This is a genomic window from Corynebacterium silvaticum (genome assembly GCF_002162115.2).
Lineage (GTDB): Bacteria > Actinomycetota > Actinomycetes > Mycobacteriales > Mycobacteriaceae > Corynebacterium > Corynebacterium silvaticum.
On the sequence record NZ_CP021417.2, the window covers coordinates 1,731,648 to 1,749,326 of the forward strand.

Annotated in this window: 14 protein-coding genes; all 14 read right to left on the reverse strand. The window is 53.7% G+C overall.

What is annotated here, in order from left to right; genetic code table 11:
* Nucleotides 1-115 precede the first annotated feature (115 nt).
* Complete coding sequence (locus CBE74_RS20555; RefSeq protein ID WP_087454263.1) at nt 116-565, reverse strand: cell division protein SepF; 450 nt, start codon at nt 563-565, stop codon at nt 116-118.
* Between the two features lie 177 nt (nt 566-742).
* A complete protein-coding gene (pgeF, locus tag CBE74_RS20560; protein ID WP_087454265.1) occupies nt 743-1,462 on the reverse strand; it encodes a peptidoglycan editing factor PgeF in 720 nt (239 codons plus the stop codon).
* 2 nt (nt 1,463-1,464) lie between these two features.
* Nucleotides 1,465-2,694: a cell division protein FtsZ gene (gene ftsZ, locus CBE74_RS20565; RefSeq protein WP_087454916.1), complete on the reverse strand. Its 1,230-nt coding sequence runs from the start codon at nt 2,692-2,694 to the stop codon at nt 1,465-1,467.
* 316 nt (nt 2,695-3,010) lie between these two features.
* Entirely contained in the window at nt 3,011-3,667 is a 657-nt protein-coding gene (locus CBE74_RS20570; protein WP_087454266.1) for a cell division protein FtsQ/DivIB, read from the reverse strand.
* Nucleotides 3,668-3,682: 15 nt separating this feature from the next.
* Nucleotides 3,683-5,140, reverse strand: a complete 1,458-nt coding sequence (murC, locus tag CBE74_RS20575) for a UDP-N-acetylmuramate--L-alanine ligase (protein ID WP_087454267.1) — start codon at nt 5,138-5,140, stop codon at nt 3,683-3,685.
* Nucleotides 5,141-5,268: 128 nt separating this feature from the next.
* Complete coding sequence (gene murG / locus CBE74_RS20580; protein ID WP_087454268.1) at nt 5,269-6,354, reverse strand: undecaprenyldiphospho-muramoylpentapeptide beta-N-acetylglucosaminyltransferase; 1,086 nt, start codon at nt 6,352-6,354, stop codon at nt 5,269-5,271.
* A 116-nt stretch (nt 6,355-6,470) separates the two neighbouring features.
* Complete coding sequence (locus CBE74_RS20585) at nt 6,471-7,988, reverse strand: FtsW/RodA/SpoVE family cell cycle protein (RefSeq protein WP_375167308.1); 1,518 nt, start codon at nt 7,986-7,988, stop codon at nt 6,471-6,473.
* A gap of 52 nt (nt 7,989-8,040) precedes the next feature.
* Complete coding sequence (gene murD / locus CBE74_RS20590) at nt 8,041-9,426, reverse strand: UDP-N-acetylmuramoyl-L-alanine--D-glutamate ligase (RefSeq protein WP_087454269.1); 1,386 nt, start codon at nt 9,424-9,426, stop codon at nt 8,041-8,043.
* A 3-nt stretch (nt 9,427-9,429) separates the two neighbouring features.
* Nucleotides 9,430-10,530: a phospho-N-acetylmuramoyl-pentapeptide-transferase gene (gene mraY, locus CBE74_RS20595; RefSeq protein WP_087454270.1), complete on the reverse strand. Its 1,101-nt coding sequence runs from the start codon at nt 10,528-10,530 to the stop codon at nt 9,430-9,432.
* A 3-nt stretch (nt 10,531-10,533) separates the two neighbouring features.
* A complete protein-coding gene (locus CBE74_RS20600; RefSeq protein WP_087454271.1) occupies nt 10,534-12,084 on the reverse strand; it encodes a UDP-N-acetylmuramoyl-tripeptide--D-alanyl-D-alanine ligase in 1,551 nt (516 codons plus the stop codon).
* A gap of 83 nt (nt 12,085-12,167) precedes the next feature.
* A complete protein-coding gene (locus CBE74_RS20605; RefSeq protein ID WP_087454272.1) occupies nt 12,168-13,679 on the reverse strand; it encodes a UDP-N-acetylmuramoyl-L-alanyl-D-glutamate--2,6-diaminopimelate ligase in 1,512 nt (503 codons plus the stop codon).
* A gap of 91 nt (nt 13,680-13,770) precedes the next feature.
* Nucleotides 13,771-15,798, reverse strand: a complete 2,028-nt coding sequence (locus CBE74_RS20610; protein ID WP_087454273.1) for a peptidoglycan D,D-transpeptidase FtsI family protein — start codon at nt 15,796-15,798, stop codon at nt 13,771-13,773.
* Nucleotides 15,799-15,831: 33 nt separating this feature from the next.
* Nucleotides 15,832-16,539 (reverse strand): cell division protein FtsL, encoded by a 708-nt coding sequence (gene ftsL / locus CBE74_RS20615; RefSeq protein ID WP_087454274.1) that lies wholly within the window; start codon nt 16,537-16,539, stop codon nt 15,832-15,834.
* Nucleotides 16,540-17,595 (reverse strand): 16S rRNA (cytosine(1402)-N(4))-methyltransferase RsmH, encoded by a 1,056-nt coding sequence (rsmH, locus tag CBE74_RS20620; protein ID WP_087454275.1) that lies wholly within the window; start codon nt 17,593-17,595, stop codon nt 16,540-16,542.
* Between the last annotated feature and the right edge of the window lie 84 nt (nt 17,596-17,679).

Sequence of the window (17,679 nt, forward strand, 5' to 3'; positions counted from 1 at the left end):
TTTTATCCTCGGGAGATACACAAAACCCCTTGGCGTTATAAGGATGGTTGGGACATATCCATCTTTATAACGCCAAGGGGTAAGAAAAGTTTCTCCCAGACCCTGACGGAAGGTCCTATACGCGGGCGGCGCGCTCCAAATCTGCAGTGGTCACATCTGCGTTCTCGGGAACAATAGCAAAAACCATGTGGCTGATCTTTTTCATCTGGCCACGGAGAGCAAAGCACAGGCCTGCCGCAAAATCAACGATGCGCTTGCCTTCATCCATTCCCAAGCGATTGATGTCAAAGACAACAGAATCACCGTCGCGGAAAGGCTCACCAATTTTGGTTGCGGCATCCGAGTAGCTATTGATGGTTACAGGGACAATATTCGACGAAGCACGACGAGAAACGCGGTCATAGGCGTGTGCATCCTGATATGCGGATTCACGGTAGCGCTGTGGCTGGTACGCTGCGCTTCCCTCGTAACGTGGCTCCTCGTAGTAAGCCTCATCCGCGAGGTACGGATCGCCTTCTACCCCAGAAAGCCCGAAGAAATCTTTGGTCTTCTTCATTATCGACATAAAGTGTCCCTTTCATCGTATGCGGTGTGATATGCAGTACTCCGCTTTTGCGATGTCCAAAAGCTGGTACTAGCACCTAAAGCTACTTGCTTATGGTGGCTCAATGCCGCTGCGACACAGCATTTTTCCGAGCCGGTATGAATTTTGTGGAGAAAATTGCCTGCCTCATTGCCCACGTTAAGGAAGCCACACAAGCCCTGCGTGTCGCCCTGTAGTACCTTCGCGACGATAAGAAAAAAGTTCTTTATCTTCTATCGTGCAGCGTGGGTCAATATCTATAGCTTTGACCCCTAGCTGTAGCAATTGTCGCGCTAGCCCTCTGCGAAGGTCTAATCCTGGCGTTCCTTTGCGAGTTTTTACCCGAGCGCCAGGCAGATGACGCTCCACGTCCGCAGCCATCTCTAAAGGAACCTCATAGTGCCGCCCGGAGGCAGCTGGTCCCAAAAGTGCATGAATATTGCGAGGTGTGGCACCTAAGTCAGCCATGGTTTCAATTGTCTTACGAACAATTCCGTTCCTAGCTCCCATTCGGCCAGCGTGAACTGCCGCCACCACCCCAGTTTCCGTGTCCGACAACAACACGGGAACACAATCAGCTGCCAGAACAGCCAAAGCAAGGCCACGCGTGGTGCTCACAAGTGCGTCGGTAGCTTCCACTGGTGTTTCTTGAGGTTGAGTAACCACCGTAACGTTGACTGAATGAATCTGTTCCATCCATACAATGTTGTGAGGTTCCAACCCGATAACACGCGCCAAACGTTTCCTATTAGAAGTCACGTTAGCTAACGCGTCACCCACATGATCTCCCAGATTGAAAGAGTCATATGGGGGAAGGGAGACCCCGCCCGCTCTGGTGGTAAACACCTTGCGGACGGAGCGGTCGTTTCCATTACTCATGTTTAGCGGAGGAAGTCGGGAACATCGAGATCTCCGCCGCGCTCGTCGCGACGATCCCGATAATCGTTACGGTAGTCTGCTCGGCGCTCATCGCTTGAGGTGAACAGGCCGTCGCCACCGCCAGCATTGCCACGGTGCGGTGGCTCCTCTATCCGCAGGTGGCGAGCTGAAGAATCGGATTCCTCACCAAAGATTGATGTGGAAGCACGCTCAGGGGCAGGGGTCGGTGTTACGGCAGGCTCAGGAGCTGCTTCTGCCTTAGGAGCGGGTGCTTCCACAGCATTTTTTGCACCATCAAAGCCCGTGGCGATAACAGTGACCCTGACCTCGTCACCCAAGTTGTCATCGAAGATCGTTCCAAAGATCAGGTTGACGTCTTCATCAGCCTTCTCCTGCACCATCGAGGCTGCGTCATTGACTTCCTGGAGGCCAAGATCTGAGCCGCCGGCAATAGAGAGCAAAACGCCCTTGGCGCCTTCCATGGTGGACTCAAGCAATGGCGAATTAATGGCTTCTTCAGCAGCCGTGAGTACCCGATTGTCCCCACGTGCTGAGCCCACACCCATGAGCGCAGATCCAGCATCGGCCATGACTGAGCGAACGTCGGCGAAGTCGACGTTAATCATGCCGGGGATGGTGATGAGGTTGGTAATACCTTCCACTCCGTTGTGCAGCACCTGGTCTGCAGCACGGAAAGCTTCCATCATGGTAAGGCTCGTGTCACCTAGCTGCAGCAAGCGATCATTCGGGATCACGATAAGCGTGTCGCAGACTTCCCGCAACGCATCGATACCCTCTACTGCCTGGCGCGTACGACGCGGGCCCTCAAACTTAAAGGGACGGGTAACAACGCCAACGGTCAGGGCACCCATCTTTTTGGCGATGCTCGCAACAACTGGAGCTGCGCCGGTACCGGTTCCGCCGCCCTCTCCCGCAGTCACAAACACCATGTCTGCACCCTTGAGGGTTTCTTCAATCTCGTTTTTATGATCTTCCGCAGAGGTGCGTCCAACTTCTGGATTCGCTCCAGCACCAAGGCCACGGGTAGCTTCACGCCCAATATCAAGCTTGACGTCCGCATCAGAGAACATCAGCGCTTGGGAATCGGTATTGACAGCAATAAATTCGACGCCCTTAAGACCTTCCTCGATCATGCGGTTAACAGCGTTGACGCCGCCACCGCCGACGCCAACAACCTTGATTACGGCGAGGTAATTATCTGGGGAAGTCATGAGCGACTCGCCTTTCACATTGAGTATTTTTACTTCTTCATTCAGCGACGCAAGGGAAACGACCAAAATGCGACGCTGCACTGCAATACATCATCGACTACTTTCAGGGATTTTTGTCGGACATTTGCGGCGGCGTGTCTCTAGTCTCAACCTTAACTTTAGGGTTTGACGTGCAGAAACAGGGAGGTTTAGACACCTCCCTCAAGGGTTTCGCTTGCCTGCTCAGCACAGAAAAAGTACCAGTGGCCTCTGTACCCCATCACAATAAAATGGAGTGCCATTCAACAAAAGAGAGCACTCCATTTTTTAAGGAATTTTATTTCACGGCAATAAGCGGTGCACCACTCACATCCAGGCTCTGTTCCGGACGCGTGAGAGCATTTTTCAGCGCAACTGCTTTATCCTTTGAGTTCTCCTGCGAACCCCAGTAGACACTGCGCCCGTCCTTAAGCTGGATTTTCAGTTCATACGCGCTAGGAGCATCGACGGACTCAATCTGAGCACGAATCTCAAAGGAAAGTCCTTCCACCATGGCCCCTACCGCCGCATACGCGGGCGAGGCATCGTCGTCTTGCCCGGTAACCCGGATCGCCTCTTGAGGGTGTACATCGATAACAAAGGCCCGCCCTTTTTCGTCGAAAAGATGATCTCCGTCAGAACGCTCAGCAAAAAGCACGGCATTATGCTCGGTCACTTTTACCTTGACAGATTGCGGAAAGGCCCTATCAACTGAGGCAGACGCCACCCACGGCAATCGCGAAACACCGGTAGCTGCTTTTCTCGCATCAATCCGTAACAGGTTGCTTCCCAAAGCGATACCCGTCGCAGCCACAATTTCTTCTTGTGGAGTGTGAATGTTTCCTTCTACGTCAAAACCTGAAACTTTGATCACAGGAACAATAAAAAGGACAGCCGTAACAAGGGCTACAGCAACAAGTACTCCTATGCTTCCCAAGATCGTTTTCTTTTTCATAACTCCACGAAATTCCTATGTTGTTTCTGATCGCAAGCGCGTTAAAATCTCCGGCGCAAGGATTGTCACGCTTCCTGCCCCCATCGTAATCACAAGATCATCCGGTGCTGCAAGATCTGCGACGGCATCGGGAACATGCGAAAAATCAGGTTCAAAATGCGCGGGGATGGTCATTTTATCTGTGATGATTCTGGAATCCACACCCTCAACGGGTTTCTCCCGCGCCCCATAGATGTCCAGGACAATAGCCTCGTCAGCCAAAGACAACGCGGCAGCAAACTCATCCACAAAATTCATTGTTCGGGAGTATAGGTGAGGCTGGAAGACGACGATGAGGCGTCCCCGACCGCGAGCTTGCAGCTTGGCACGAGCAGCGGTTAAGACAGCAGTCACCTCGGTGGGGTGATGCGCGTAGTCGTCGTAAAGCTCAATGCCTGCAAAGTCTCCCTCTGCAACGGCACCGTGGTATTCAAAGCGGCGGCGTACACCGCTAAAATCGCTGATCCCGGCGGCTAACTTGGATAGATCCCCACCTGCGATCACGCCTGCAGTTAATGCAGCCGCTGCGTTGAGAACCATATGCTGGCCGGGTGTCCGCAGGAGGACCTCTACCCCTTTGCCCTGGACGATGATGGTTGCCGCCGTGCCGGAATGCGTAACCTCGAAGGACTTCACCACTGTCTTTGCGATATCCGGATAATCCGCCGCAGCAGCTGACGTGCCATACCCCACGACGTTGATGTCGCTGTGCTCCTCGTGAACTTTTTGTCCCAACGTAGCGGTGTGGGGGTCGTCCAAGCACACGACTAAGGAACCGCCAGGTACCAAACGCTCAGCGAACTTCTCAAACACCTCAAAATAGGCTTCCTCCGACTTAAAAAAGTCAAGGTGATCCGGCTCAATGTTGGTAATGACCGCTACATTCGGCTTATAACGCAGCAACGAGGCATCAGATTCATCGGCCTCTGCTACAAAGGCGTCGCCGGTACCTTGGTGAGCGTTCGTCCCAGCTTTATTGAGTTGTCCACCGATGGCAAAGCTCGGATCCATACCCGCTGCTTGCATCGCTACCACTGCCATAGATGTAGTGGATGTTTTCCCATGCGTGCCAGCAATCAGAACTTGCGTGCTGCCCTCCATGAGCTCCCCTAGGAGATCAGAGCGACGAATAACAGGAATACCGCGCTCACGAGCTGCGACTAATTCCGGGTTATCCTGTGGAATTGCCGCAAAGGATGTCACCACTACCGTCGGCGTTTCCCCCGTGATGGTGAGATTTTCTGCAGCATGTCCAACCGCCACGTGTGCACCCATGGATCGAAGCGCCAGAACAGGTCGCGAATCTTTCACGTCAGATCCTGAGACGGTTGCGCCTCGCGATAACAAAATTCGTGCAACGCCGGACATCCCAGCACCGCCGATACCGATGAGGTGAACCCGGCTAAGATCGATGGCTGAATCCGAAGTGGTCATTTATCCTCCGTGGGGAATTACAAAAGCTGATGTTTCCAGCGTTTTTACACAAAAAAGAATGATCATAAAGCGGGCGATGGCAGCACCCACAGGGAGCCTCTCTCAGAAGGCAGGCTCAGACTAACAAGCTACGCGGGCAGATGCTCCGCATCGTGGTCTTTAACAATGTGATACACAATATCGGCAATGACCGCAGCCGCATTACCGGCCTGCGAGTGAGCCACTGCGTCTTTCATAGTGCGGTATATCTCAGAGGCACCCAGAATTTTTCCGACACTGGTAGCAAACGCATCACCGTCGAAAACCTCGTCGTCAACGAGAATAGCCCCACCTGCAGCAACGATTTCTGCCGCGTTCAGCCCCTGTTCACCGTTACCGTGGGGCAAGGGGACGTATATCGCTGGAATTCCAGCAGCAGTGTTTTCTGCGACGGTCATCGCCCCTGCACGGCAGACAATGAGATCAGAGACCGAGTACGCTGCCGCCATGTCCTCGATGTAGGGAACCGGAACATAGTGCTCGCGCGCGCTAGGAGCATCATTTTTTGCGCCATAAGAGTGCAAAACTTGGTATCCCTGCGAAAGTAAAGAATCAATTCCCGCTGCCACGGCTCGGTTAATAGAGACGGCTCCTTGTGAACCGCCGGTAACCAAAACGGTCTTCCGAGCGGGATCTAGCCCCCACAGTTGTAGTCCGCGTTCCCGAGCCTCAGAGTTAACCTCAAGCGTATTACGGATTGGAATCCCAACAACTCGCCCAGGCATGCCAGAGCCGGCTACTGCGTTGAGTCCCAGCCCGCCCATCCGCACGCCCAGTTTATTGGCCATTCCCGAGCGCGCATTGGACTCATGAACGATGTACGGGATCCCCAATGTCTTAGCCGCAAGGTATCCGGGAGCAGAAACATATCCGCCAAATCCGATAAGCACGGAGGCGTCGTGTGCTTTGAGCACGTCGCGGGTCTGTTTTACGGTACGCAGCAGCCTCAATGGGAGCTTGAACAAATCCGCATTAATCTTGCGAGGCACAGGAACGGGATCAATAAGTTTAAGATCAAACCCTCGCGCAGGAACGATTGTCTGCTCCAGCCCTCTAGATGTCCCCAACGCGATCACATGAGCACCGCGACCTCGCAATTCCTCTGCGACCGCCATCGCCGGCTCGATGTGCCCCGCGGTTCCGCCACCTGCTACTACTACGTGTGGGGATTGCATTACCGTCTCCTACGCCTATCGTCTTTATTGTTCTGCGAGGACCATCCGTCCCGCCTACGGTATCCGACGCTACCAGTGCCGTAATTATTGCTTTCCGACGCCCACCTATTTCCGCGTTATGCGGATCCAGAAGAGTAACGCGTATCGGTGTTTCTTGCTCTATTGTCCCGCCAATCACGACTTTGATTGCCTCGCGTAGTGCGTTGTTCCTCCACTACGTAGGAGCTACGATGAGTTGATTCTCTCCGGGGTCCACGGGCAGCAGGCGAGGAAGCCTGGTGTGGCTTGGGTGCTGGCGGCGGCATGCGTCGCTCTGCGAGACGGTTTTTAGCAGCAGAACGCCCAAAAATGGGGGCTTTAGGGGAAAGTCCTTCCACATTTGGTTCTCTCAGCCCCAGGAGGCGGTCGATGGGAGGGCGCCCATAAGATTGCATCGCTGAGATTGCCTCCGGCTCATGCCGTGCGCAGTTGGCCAAAAGGCCCATGGAGGCCAAAGTAATAATCGCTGAAGTTCCGCCAGCAGAGATCATCGGTAGCTGGATACCGGTCACAGGGAGCAAGCCAATCACATACCCAATGTTGACAAAGGCCTGTGCAGATACGCCTGTTGCCAGCGTCGCGGCGGCAAGAGCTAGAAAGCGATTGGAATTTTTTGCAGCCGTGCGCATCCCAAAGAAAAGTAGGCAGGCAAAGAGCACGATGATAATCGCTCCGCCAACAAAACCCCATTCTTCTCCAACAATGGCAAAAACAAAGTCATTACGTGCCTCTGGCAAGTAGAACCATTTTGCACGCGACTGCCCGATTCCTACGCCGGTGAGGGAACCGTCGGAAAGCGAAAGGAAGCCTTGATACGACTGGTAGGCCTTATCTGCAGTGTCTTCAAAGTGCCCTAGCAGCGCGTCAAAGTAGACAGTGAAACGGTCATTTCGGAAACTGGTTCCGACCACCATCCCCAATGCACCAAAAACAATAACTGCTGCAGCGGTCAACATGTAGGTCTTTTTAACGCCCGCGAAAAATAGCATCGCGATCACCACAGAAGAAAAGGTAACCGTCATTCCCAAATCGCCTTCGGCCGCGATGAGAACGGCGACCACTCCTGAGAACAGTGAGTAAACGATGTAGTCGTTCCATTTACCCGTCGGTTTAAATTTCGGGCGAGAAAAAAAGTGCGCTCCCCACACCGCGATCATGACACGAGCGACCTCTGAGGGCTGCAGCCGCAATGGTCCTAGAACAATCCACGATTGCGAACCCACTTCTTCTCGTCCTGTACCAAATCCAGGTATAAGAACCAGAACCAAGAGGAAAACCGTAAAGGCCATGGCTAAAGTGGAAAATCTTCGCACTACGCCTGGGGGCAACCACAGCATCAACCACATGCTGACCAGGCCAATCACTACCATCACCATCTGCTTGAGAGCAGAACCCCAGACGCCGCTGCCTTCTGCCAAAGACCACGTCATCGAGCTGGCCACTACCATCAAGACTCCGGAAAGGACGAGCAACCCGACTATCGACAAAATGATGTAGTAGTTGGCAAGCGGCCGCTGGAACAGCGCGCTCACCCGATCACCGATCATCCGAAGCGGAGATCCAGTGTTTCGTTGTGGTGCTGTGGTGCTTGTCATTACTGCCCCTAGCCGCTGGTTGTCGTGATGGTTATGGAACTCACCTTAGCGATTAATCGTGAAGTTCTCGCGCTATGGCCTCAGCAAAGATGTCTCCGCGTTGTCCCATTCCGGTATACATATCCAGGCTTGCCGCCGCAGGAGCGAGGATGATCGCGTCACCTGGTGCCGCGTGTGCCACAGACCACGCGACAACATCATTCATCGCCTCACGGGGTTCCTGACTCTCCGTCACCATAATAGCGGCATGTGGAGCAAGCTCTCGCACTGTTTCTGCGATAATCGGAGCATCGATACCAAGTAAGGCTACCGCCTTCAATCGTGGGGAATGCTCAAGAACAAGGTCTCGAATCTCTGCCCCCTTGAGCTGGCCTCCTGCAACCCATACGATCGACTCGTGTCCAGCCAGTGCGGTGCCTGCTGCATGGGGATTTGTGGCCTTTGAATTATCAATGGCCACAATGCCGCGCACATTACCCACGATCTGACTGCGATGCCCTGCTACGTGGAAGTCCGCTAGTGCCGCCGCAATCGTGTCCGCAGAAACTCCCATAGCTCGGGCCGCTGCCGCAGCAGCAAGGGCATCATAAACTCCCGCTGGCCCAGGCGGCTCAATGCCTTCAGCGGATACAAGCTCAAGTGAATCGGCAAAAGCGCAATCCACAATCATCTTATTGCGCACTCCCAGCTGGCCTGCGCGTGGGTCGGCAGCGGTAAACTCAACGAGCTTTTGCGTCTGAGTGGTGCTCAGAATCCGTGCTACGTGTTCGTTGTCCACACCGGCAATAGCGATAGGGGCGCGCAGAACCTTCGCTTTGGCAGCAGCGTAGCTGTCAAAACTCCCGTGCCAGTCGATGTGATCGTCTGCGAGGTTCAACAAGATACCCACATCAGGGATAAGCTGCTCCGACCAATGCAACTGAAAGCTGGAAAGCTCAGCCACGAAAACGTCGATACGCTCAGCGCTGTTCAGCGCTTCTGCCACTGAAACCCCGATATTGCCCACCGCTTGTGCCTTGACGCCAGCACGTTTCATGATTGCTTCCAGCATCGCAGTGGTCGTAGTTTTCCCGTTTGTTCCGGTTACTACAAGCCACTGGCGTGGTTTCCCAAATACTTCTGCGCGGTCAAGGCGATATGCCAGTTCCACGTCACCCAAGACTTCAATCCCTAAGTCTTGAGCACGCACCAATAAAGGCGTGTCCGGCTTCCAACCAGGCGACGTGATAACAGATGAAAAACCTTCAAGCTGTACATCTGTGTCCACGCAGACTGCGGCACCGGTCTGCGCGTGGATGTTTTCCAGGGCGTCTGGACGCGAGTCTGCAACAACCACATCTACGTCCAGGCTCTTTAACAAAGCTGCGGTTCCCAGTCCCGATACGCCAGCACCAGCGACGAGAACGCGCCCCTGGAGTTCTTGAGGAAGTCTCTTCATCGCTTAGACTCCCGCCAGCGAGAGCCACTCACCGTAGAACACCGATGCGCCAATCAAAGCGGCAAGAGCAGCGATGAGCCAAAAACGAATCACGACAGTGGTTTCGGCCCACCCGCCATTTTCAAAGTGATGATGGAACGGAGCCATACGGAAAATTCTGATTCCCTTAGTCCGGAACCCGACTACCTGAATAACAACCGATGCGGCCTCAAGAACAAACAGAGCACCAACGATCACCATGAGAAGCTCGGTGCGAGAAGCTACTGACAAACCGGCGACAAGACCGCCGAGGGCCAGGGAACCGGTGTCTCCCATAAAGATCTTCGCCGGCGCGGCATTCCACCAGAGGAAACCCAAACATGCGCCCAACCCTGCGGCTGCCAAAATAGCCAAGTCCAAAGGATCGCGTACGTCATAGCAGCCAGGTTCCGCACCAGCAGTACATGCATTACGGAACTGCCAGAAGGTAATCAGGGTGTACGTTCCCATCACGATAGCCGTCGAGCCAGCGGCTAAGCCGTCGAGTCCATCGGTGAGGTTCACGGCATTCGACCAGGCAGAAATCAAAATGTAAATGAAGATCAAAAAGATCGCGATTCCCACAACGGTGGGACCAACGGCTAAGTCCACCGTGTCTAGGTCTCGCAAGAAGCTCAAGTGCGTGGACCCTGGTGTGAGTCCGTTTTCATCTGGGAACCCCAGAACCAGGCCGCCGAAGATGAGAGCTATGGCCAGCTGTCCCACGAGTTTGGCGGTCTTATTCAAGCCTAGGTTTCGGCCTTCGTACAGCTTGATAAAGTCATCTGCGAACCCAAGCCCGCCAAGTGCCAGAGTCAAGCCAAGCACCAGGACTCCGGAAACTGTGAAACCGCCTTGTCCGCTGATTTCCCCATAAATCGCAGTCACTAGGTACGCGACTGTGATTCCCACCAAGATAGCAATGCCACCCATTGTCGGGGTGCCACGTTTACGCAAGTGAGACTTTGGGCCGTCCTCACGGATTTCCTGCCCTAGCCCCTCCGCGCTAAAACGACGAATCAACACGGGTGTGACAAATATGGAGACCAACAATCCAATGGCTCCGGAGATAAGGATTTGAGTCACTTGCTATTCACCTGCTGTATTTCGTTCTTTATGTTGATCGTTCACGTGGGGTTTGTTTATTAGCTCTTGGTCGGATATCACGGCTACCAGCTCATCTGCTACCTCCCAAAGGGCAAACGCATTGGATGCTTTGACCAGCACCACATCGTCCGCATGCAGCAAAGAAGCAAGCATATGCGCGGCTTCCGAATTAGTGCGAGCAACCAGAGTAGTTATACCCGTCTTCTCTGCTGCAGCGGCTAAGGCGCGACTGTCAGGATTCTCACCTACTGCGATAAGCCCATGCACACCCATGTTTTTAAGCTCAGCGCCGAGTGCCGTGTGGACTGTGTGAGATTCTTGACCAAGCTCACCCATCGGTCCCAACACTGCCCAACCACTACTTCCCCGAGCCCGGGCAGTATGTACCAGTGCGGATAGCCCGGCACGCATCGATTCATTGTTGGCGTTGTAGGCGTCGTCAATCACCGTAATGTTGCGAGGACAAGAAACGAGCGACATTCTATGTGCTGAAGCACCCACATGACGGTTCAAGGAACGTGCAATCGTTTCAGAATCGATCCCCGCCGCATATGCTGCCGCAGCTGCCGCAAGGGCATTAGATACCTGATGTTCTCCTGCGACAAGAAGAGTAATCTGATGGGCGTTCTCGCCCTGAATGTGCAGCATAAAACTAGCGCGGGCATTGTGATCAAAGCTGATGTTCGTTGCATGTACGGTGGCCTCTGTGGATATCGCAGAGTAGGAGATCACGCGTGCATTAGTCCGCGACGCCATCGCCAAAACCAGCGGATCATCCGCGTTGAGAACAGCCTCACCATTGTCTGGTAGAGCCTCTACCAGCTCACCTTTCGCCTGGGCGATAGCAGCTTGGGAACCAAATTCTCCGACGTGGGCAGTTCCTACGTTGAGCTCCACACCGATCTTGGGAGGTGCGATTGCAGCCAAATGTGCGATGTGGCCTATCCCCCGCGCGGACATTTCCGCGATAAGGAATTGGGTCTCTGTGGTGCACTTCAGGGCAGTATAGGGATGACCGATTTCATTGTTAAACGACCCCGGAGGAGCAACGGTGCTCCCTGCTGCAGAAAAGATGGTAGCCATCATATCCTTGGTGGACGTTTTTCCTGCGGAACCCGTCACCCCGACTACCACGAGGCCTTCCTGGGTAAGAGCATCTATAACGTGACGAGCTATCAGGCTCAACGCACGTAATACCGCGGCCACGGACCCATCGGCATCGTTTTCTGTGGCATAGCTATCGCGTTTCCGTTCTTTTTCCGGGATTGGCGGGACGATAACGCCAGGAACAGGGTGTCCACCATCCATAACCGGACGGGACAAAAGGCAGCCCACGGCGCCATCCGTGACTGCTTTCGCGGCATAGTCGTGGCCGTCGATACGCGCCCCGTTGAGCGCGATAAACAGCCCACCGGCAGTAACTTTGCGGGAATCGAACTCAACAGATCCTGTCACTAACGCCGTCGGATCGGTGCCCGAGGTAAGACTCCCGCCGACGATCTCGGCGATTGTCCCCAAAGACAACTCAATCATTGTTTTCCCTTCAATCCCATGTACTTCGACTCTCTGGTTAACGCCTGCCGCAGGTTAGACCATCAGCAGGATGAGTTCGCGCGCTAGCTGTTATTTCTTATCTCTTCGAGCGCGGCGGCCAGCTCTTCCCGGTCATCAAAGTGATGATTTACTCCCTGGATGAGCTGTCCTACCTCATGGCCTTTGCCCGCAATAATGACGGCATCGGTGGGCTTTGCCCACGCCACAGCTTGCTTTATAGCTTCTCGACGATCTCCTACCTCACGGATTTCCGCAGTCGTCGCGGCTTCACGGGCACCACGCAGAACGGCTTCCCGAATCAGTGCAGGATCTTCCGAACGCGGATTATCGTCAGTAACAATCACTAAATCGGCTCTGCGGGCGGACTCCTCCCCCATGATTGAGCGCTTACCTTTATCTCGATCGCCGCCAGCGCCCACGACTATCGCCACGCGCCCGGCTGCTTGACGACGAACCGCGTCCAATACCGCAGCCACTGCCGCAGGTTTGTGCGCATAATCTACGATCGCCAAGAAATCCTGGCCTCGGTTAACCCGCTCCATACGCCCAGGGACACTTACCGCCGTGAGCCCTGCGACAAAGCGATCAAGGTCGATGCCGATGCTGCTGGCCAAACCTACTGCAAGCGCTGCATTAGCTACGTTAAAAACCCCTGGAATAGGCAGATCAACGTCGATGTTCCACTCTCCATGCGTCACCACAAAACGCTGGCCACCAGCGGCATCCACGGTAAGACCCGAGACAGCAAAATCTGCTTGTGCTTCCGAAGTCGTAGACACCGATAGAGCATCCGCTCCGCTTCGTTCTAGCATCTGCAGACCCCATGGGTCGTCTATACACACGACTGCCTTGTTTGTGTGCACAGCAGAGGCTGGATCAAACAGCAATGCTTTCGCCTCAAAGTACTCGTCCATCGTCGGATGGAAGTCCAGATGATCTTGGGAAAGATTGGTAAATCCAGCTGCAGCGAAATGCGTAGCCGACACCCGACCCAGAGACAAGGCGTGGCTGGATACTTCCATCACTACATGGGTTACGCCCTGGTCAAGCATCTGAGCAAATAGCTTTTGTAGCATCGGCGCTTCAGGAGTAGTGAGCTTGGTGGGGATCTTCGCCCCATTGATTCGAGTCCCGGTCGTGCCGATGAGCCCTACTGATTTTCCAGCGTTAATCAGACCGGCTTCAAGCATATAGCTCGTTGTTGTTTTGCCACTGGTGCCAGTAATTCCAATGACTTGCAGCGACTCTGAAGGGTGTCCATAGATCTCAGCGCTGACTGCGCCAAGGATGTCCCGAACATTCTCGACTAACAGCCGCGGGCGGGTATCTCCGCTCTCCTGCAAAATCGCCGCACCAGCAGCATCCGTCAAAATCGCAGCTGCTTGTGTTCCTTGAGCATAAACAGCACCATGGCTGCGGGTACCCGGAAGTGCGGCGAAGAGACCTCCTTGAGGAAGTTCCTGGGAGTCAAGACTGATCTCCTCAATGACAATGTCCTTGTCACCGTGGAGTTCACCACATGTCAACGCTGCCAGAGAACCCAGCGTTACCAAGGCACGCTCTTTTCCGCTCATACGCTTCCTTCCCTACCAAGATCACTAACGCATTTAACGACAAACGATAAGTCTTTCATGAATCCCTGCTTTAGCCGAAATATTCACAAAACTAATGAGCCTGTAAAACCAATTGGCCTTCCATTGGTCGTGACAGAGGAACGTTATCGCGATCAAGCAACCACGACGCAATATCGTGGAACAAAGGAGCCGCCGACTGCCCGCCTTCGCCGTGAACTCCACGCAGTGGCTTATCAAGCATCAGCGCGATCACATAGCGAGGATTATCAGCCGGTGCTATGCCCGCAAACGTAATCCAATAATTGGAGTTTGAGTATGCACCAGTATTGGGATCAACTTGCTGCGCGGTACCGGTCTTACCCGATACTTGATAGCCCTCCACGCCTGCGCCAACTCCAGTACCCGATTGGACGCCTGTGGGATCTTTCTGGATAACGGCCCTAAACATATCCACGACTGTTCGCGCAGTATCCGCTGATACCACTCGCGTCTTGTTTGGCTCAGGCTGAGCTATTTCGGATCCCGTTGAGTCAACGACTTTTTCCACGATTCGTGGCTCGATGCGCTCGCCCTTGTTTGCCATTGCTTGATAGATCCCTGCCATCTGCAGCAGAGTCAAGGACATTCCTTGGCCGATGGGAAGGTTGGCAAAGGTACCACCGGACCACTGCAAAATATCTGGCAAAAGTCCAGCAGATTCTGAAGGCAACTCCACGCCCGTCGTATGCCCCACGCCAAACTTATGGAGGAGATCATTAAAACGTTCTTCACCAAGACGTTGCGCCAGCATCAAGGTGCCCACGTTGGATGATTTTCCAAACACGCCTGTGGTGGTATATCCAACCGTTCCGTGGTCCCAGGCGTCTTTAACCGTCACGCCAGACATCTTGATACTTCCGGGAACTTGAAGCACCTCGTCAGGGGTGGTCTTTCCGTCTTCTATCACACCGGCTGCAGTAATGATCTTTGCAACCGAACCCGGTTCAAAGGGAGCAGATACCGCAGTGTTATCAAAGACTTTTCCGTTTTTGAGCTGCTTTTCAATATCTCCATTTGGATTTATTGTGCCGGAATTAGCCATCGACATGATCTTGCCGGTTTCAGAGTCCAAGACCACTGCAGAGGCAGATTTCGCGCCTGAGTTAGCTACGGCTTGTTCTAGCTGTTGCTGAACATAGGCCTGCAAGTTCAGATCCAATGTCAAGGTGATGGAAGCCCCGTCCGTGGCAGGAACCTCATCGCGGGTTGTGCCGGGAATGATCTGACCATTAGCAGAAACATCAAGCGTTTTTTGCCCATCAATACCAGAGAGCAAAGAATCATTAGCTGCCTCAAAACCAAACTGGCCTTGGCCATCTTGGCTAATCTTCCCCACTATGTTCTCTGCGACAGCCCCGTTGGGGTATTGTCTAATCTGCTGCATGTCTGCGGCAATGCCATGGAAATTCTGGGAGATCTCCTCAGCAATATCGGGGTCCACGTTGCGCACGAGAACCTCGTAATTAGTATCGGCCTTCAGCTTCTTCAGAATCTGTTCGGACTTCACTTCCAACGTCGTAGCGCTCGCGTCACTGATGATGGTGAGAATCTGATCGGCATAATCGTTCAGAATATCATCCACCACTTCGTCGATACGCTTCTCCCTGGCGCTGCTGTCGAGCTTGGCATACTCGCCGCTATTTTGCAGTTTAAGCTGCGCCGTATAACGCAATTCTTTTCGCAATAGTTTAGGAGAAGCAGTCAAAGAACGAGCCTGCATCGTATAGGCAATACGGTTGCCTGCGCGATCTAGAATTTCGCCACGGCGCGCACTATCTATATAGGTACGCGAACGCTGCGCTTCTGCGCGATGTGAAAGCTCTGGTCCCCACACGAGTTGAACCCACGCTAGGCGCGCAACTAAGAGAACAATCATGATAATGGCAAGCGCCATCACTCCACGGAGCCGGAAGAGTAGCTGCTTATCCTTGTCCACCGCGACGGCACTTGTGTTGACGGTCCTTTTAAGACCGAGATCTTGTTCACGCCGATACCTAAAGCTATCGTTGCGGCGACGCGAAGTATCCCGAGAAGCCCATTCTTGTCTCTTCGGGACATTATCCGAATTAGATCGATTCACTCGCTATTGCCACCTAACCTGGTGAAACTTCCTCTACCGACCTGCGGTTGCTGCATAAGGAGCAACCGTAGACCCATTGGCACCAGTATTTGTACCCGTGTTAGCACTCACTGCGGGACCGGATTGCGGAACAGCATTAAGGCTACCCGCTACTTCATTCGTTTTGGCAGGATCGCTGGATGCAGAAGGAGAAATCTTGTCGCCGTTGATGTCCACGAGAGGATGCGTTGCATCATTAGCCTCCCGCTGAACCACTGGGTTTCCGTGGTCATCGTGCGCAAGAACACCTGCAGCATCAGGGACTACAAGCCCCATGGCACTAGCCTTACGCGCGATCTCTGCAGAAGAAGACGCGTTTTCTACATCCCGATTGAGGGTCTCAATCTGATTTTTTAGGGTGGTTTCTTGATTCTGTAGCTGCTGGATAGCAAAGGTTTGTTTGGTCGACAAGCCTGACAAAACTAGTGTCACGGCAACTCCTGCGATCATCAGCAACAAAATACCAGCAACAAAACGCACCCGCCCCTTATCGACTTTGGGACGCTCGATGCGCCGCCCCCGATAGGAAATAACCTGCTGGGAGCCTGGCACATGTTGGAACCTGCGCCGGGATTTTGACAGCGCATGATAGCTGGGGCGTGCAGTCCTGCTTGGAGAATCTAGCAACGCAGTAGCGGTTCCGGAGCTTAAGTCACGGGACCGGTAGCTTGACTCTCGGCGTGTGCCTTCCGTCATCGTCATCTATTGCTCCAGGTGCTGATTGGCTGTGGTTGGTTCTTTAAGTGCCTCAATCGCTCGGACTCTCACCGATGCGGCTCGAGGATTCTCTGCGATTTCTTGTTCATTTGCCTTTTCTGCGCCTCGTGTTACTACTTTGAATCCCGCTTCCATCCCGGGGAGATCCACAGGAAGTCCTGGCGGAGACTTAGAAGTACTAATGTCCACGAAGTAGCGTTTCACGATCTTGTCTTCCAAAGACTGATAGGACATGAACACCGCTCGGCCGCCTTTAGCCAAATGGCCTGTTATCACAGGAAGAACATTCTCTATTGATTCCAGCTCTTTGTTGACTTCGATGCGCAGAGCCTGGAATGTTCTTTTGGCTGGGTGTCCGCCGGTTCGTCGAGTAGCAGCGGGGATAGTAGCGTAAAGCAGCTCTACTAGCCGGCCAGAGTGCGTAAAAGGCGCTTTTTCGCGTTCTTTTACCACGGCACTCGCGATCTTTCCGGCGAAACGCTCCTCGCCGTAGACTTTCAAGATCCTGGCTAAATCACCATGCGCATATGTGTTGAGAACATCCGCCGCAGTGATCCCCTTGGAATCATCCATTCGCATATCAAGCGGCGCATCTACCCGATACGCAAATCCGCGCTCTGCTTGATCGAGTTGCATTGAAGAAACCCCAAGATCGAACAGTGCTCCGCTGATACCGTGGCGCATTGCTTTCTGCGCAATCTCATTGCCTTCCTCCGCACTCTGTTGCAACTTAGGAAGGAAATGATCAAAGCGGGTATGGATACCTAGAAAGCGATCGCCATAAACCGCTAGTCTTTCCCGAGCGTTAGCCAGTGAATGAAGATCACGGTCCAACCCAATAACGCAGGCTTCTGGGAAAGTTTCCAGGAAGAAGGCGGAATGTCCACCAGCGCCGAGAGTCCCGTCCACAATGACTGCGGATGTCCCCATCGCGGTCACTGGAGCAGCGATCAATTCCGCCATGCGTTCCCTGAGCACGGGGACGTGCCCGTGATTATCACGAATATCGTAGTTCCACGCAGAATCTCTACCACTGGTCACTATGAAGTCCCCCTTTCAGTAGAACTATGCGTCGCCCTTCAGCGGCACGTTAATTAAAAGCGGGGTGTACACAGAGCCCTGCAC

What these genes read in the sequence shown, in the direction of transcription:
- murC (WP_087454267.1), bottom strand. Translation starts at nt 5,140, where the DNA reads ATGACCACTTCGGATTCAGCCATCGATCTTAGCCGGGTTCACCTCATC.
- pgeF (WP_087454265.1), bottom strand. Translation starts at nt 1,462, where the DNA reads ATGAGTAATGGAAACGACCGCTCCGTCCGCAAGGTGTTTACCACCAGA.
- CBE74_RS20585 (WP_375167308.1), bottom strand. Translation starts at nt 7,988, where the DNA reads ATGACAAGCACCACAGCACCACAACGAAACACTGGATCTCCGCTTCGG.
- CBE74_RS20555 (WP_087454263.1), bottom strand. Translation starts at nt 565, where the DNA reads ATGTCGATAATGAAGAAGACCAAAGATTTCTTCGGGCTTTCTGGGGTA.
- murG (WP_087454268.1), bottom strand. Translation starts at nt 6,354, where the DNA reads ATGCAATCCCCACACGTAGTAGTAGCAGGTGGCGGAACCGCGGGGCAC.
- CBE74_RS20600 (WP_087454271.1), bottom strand. Translation starts at nt 12,084, where the DNA reads ATGATTGAGTTGTCTTTGGGGACAATCGCCGAGATCGTCGGCGGGAGT.
- ftsL (WP_087454274.1), bottom strand. Translation starts at nt 16,539, where the DNA reads ATGACGATGACGGAAGGCACACGCCGAGAGTCAAGCTACCGGTCCCGT.
- ftsZ (WP_087454916.1), bottom strand. Translation starts at nt 2,694, where the DNA reads ATGACTTCCCCAGATAATTACCTCGCCGTAATCAAGGTTGTTGGCGTC.
- CBE74_RS20570 (WP_087454266.1), bottom strand. Translation starts at nt 3,667, where the DNA reads ATGAAAAAGAAAACGATCTTGGGAAGCATAGGAGTACTTGTTGCTGTA.
- CBE74_RS20605 (WP_087454272.1), bottom strand. Translation starts at nt 13,679, where the DNA reads ATGAGCGGAAAAGAGCGTGCCTTGGTAACGCTGGGTTCTCTGGCAGCG.
- murD (WP_087454269.1), bottom strand. Translation starts at nt 9,426, where the DNA reads ATGAAGAGACTTCCTCAAGAACTCCAGGGGCGCGTTCTCGTCGCTGGT.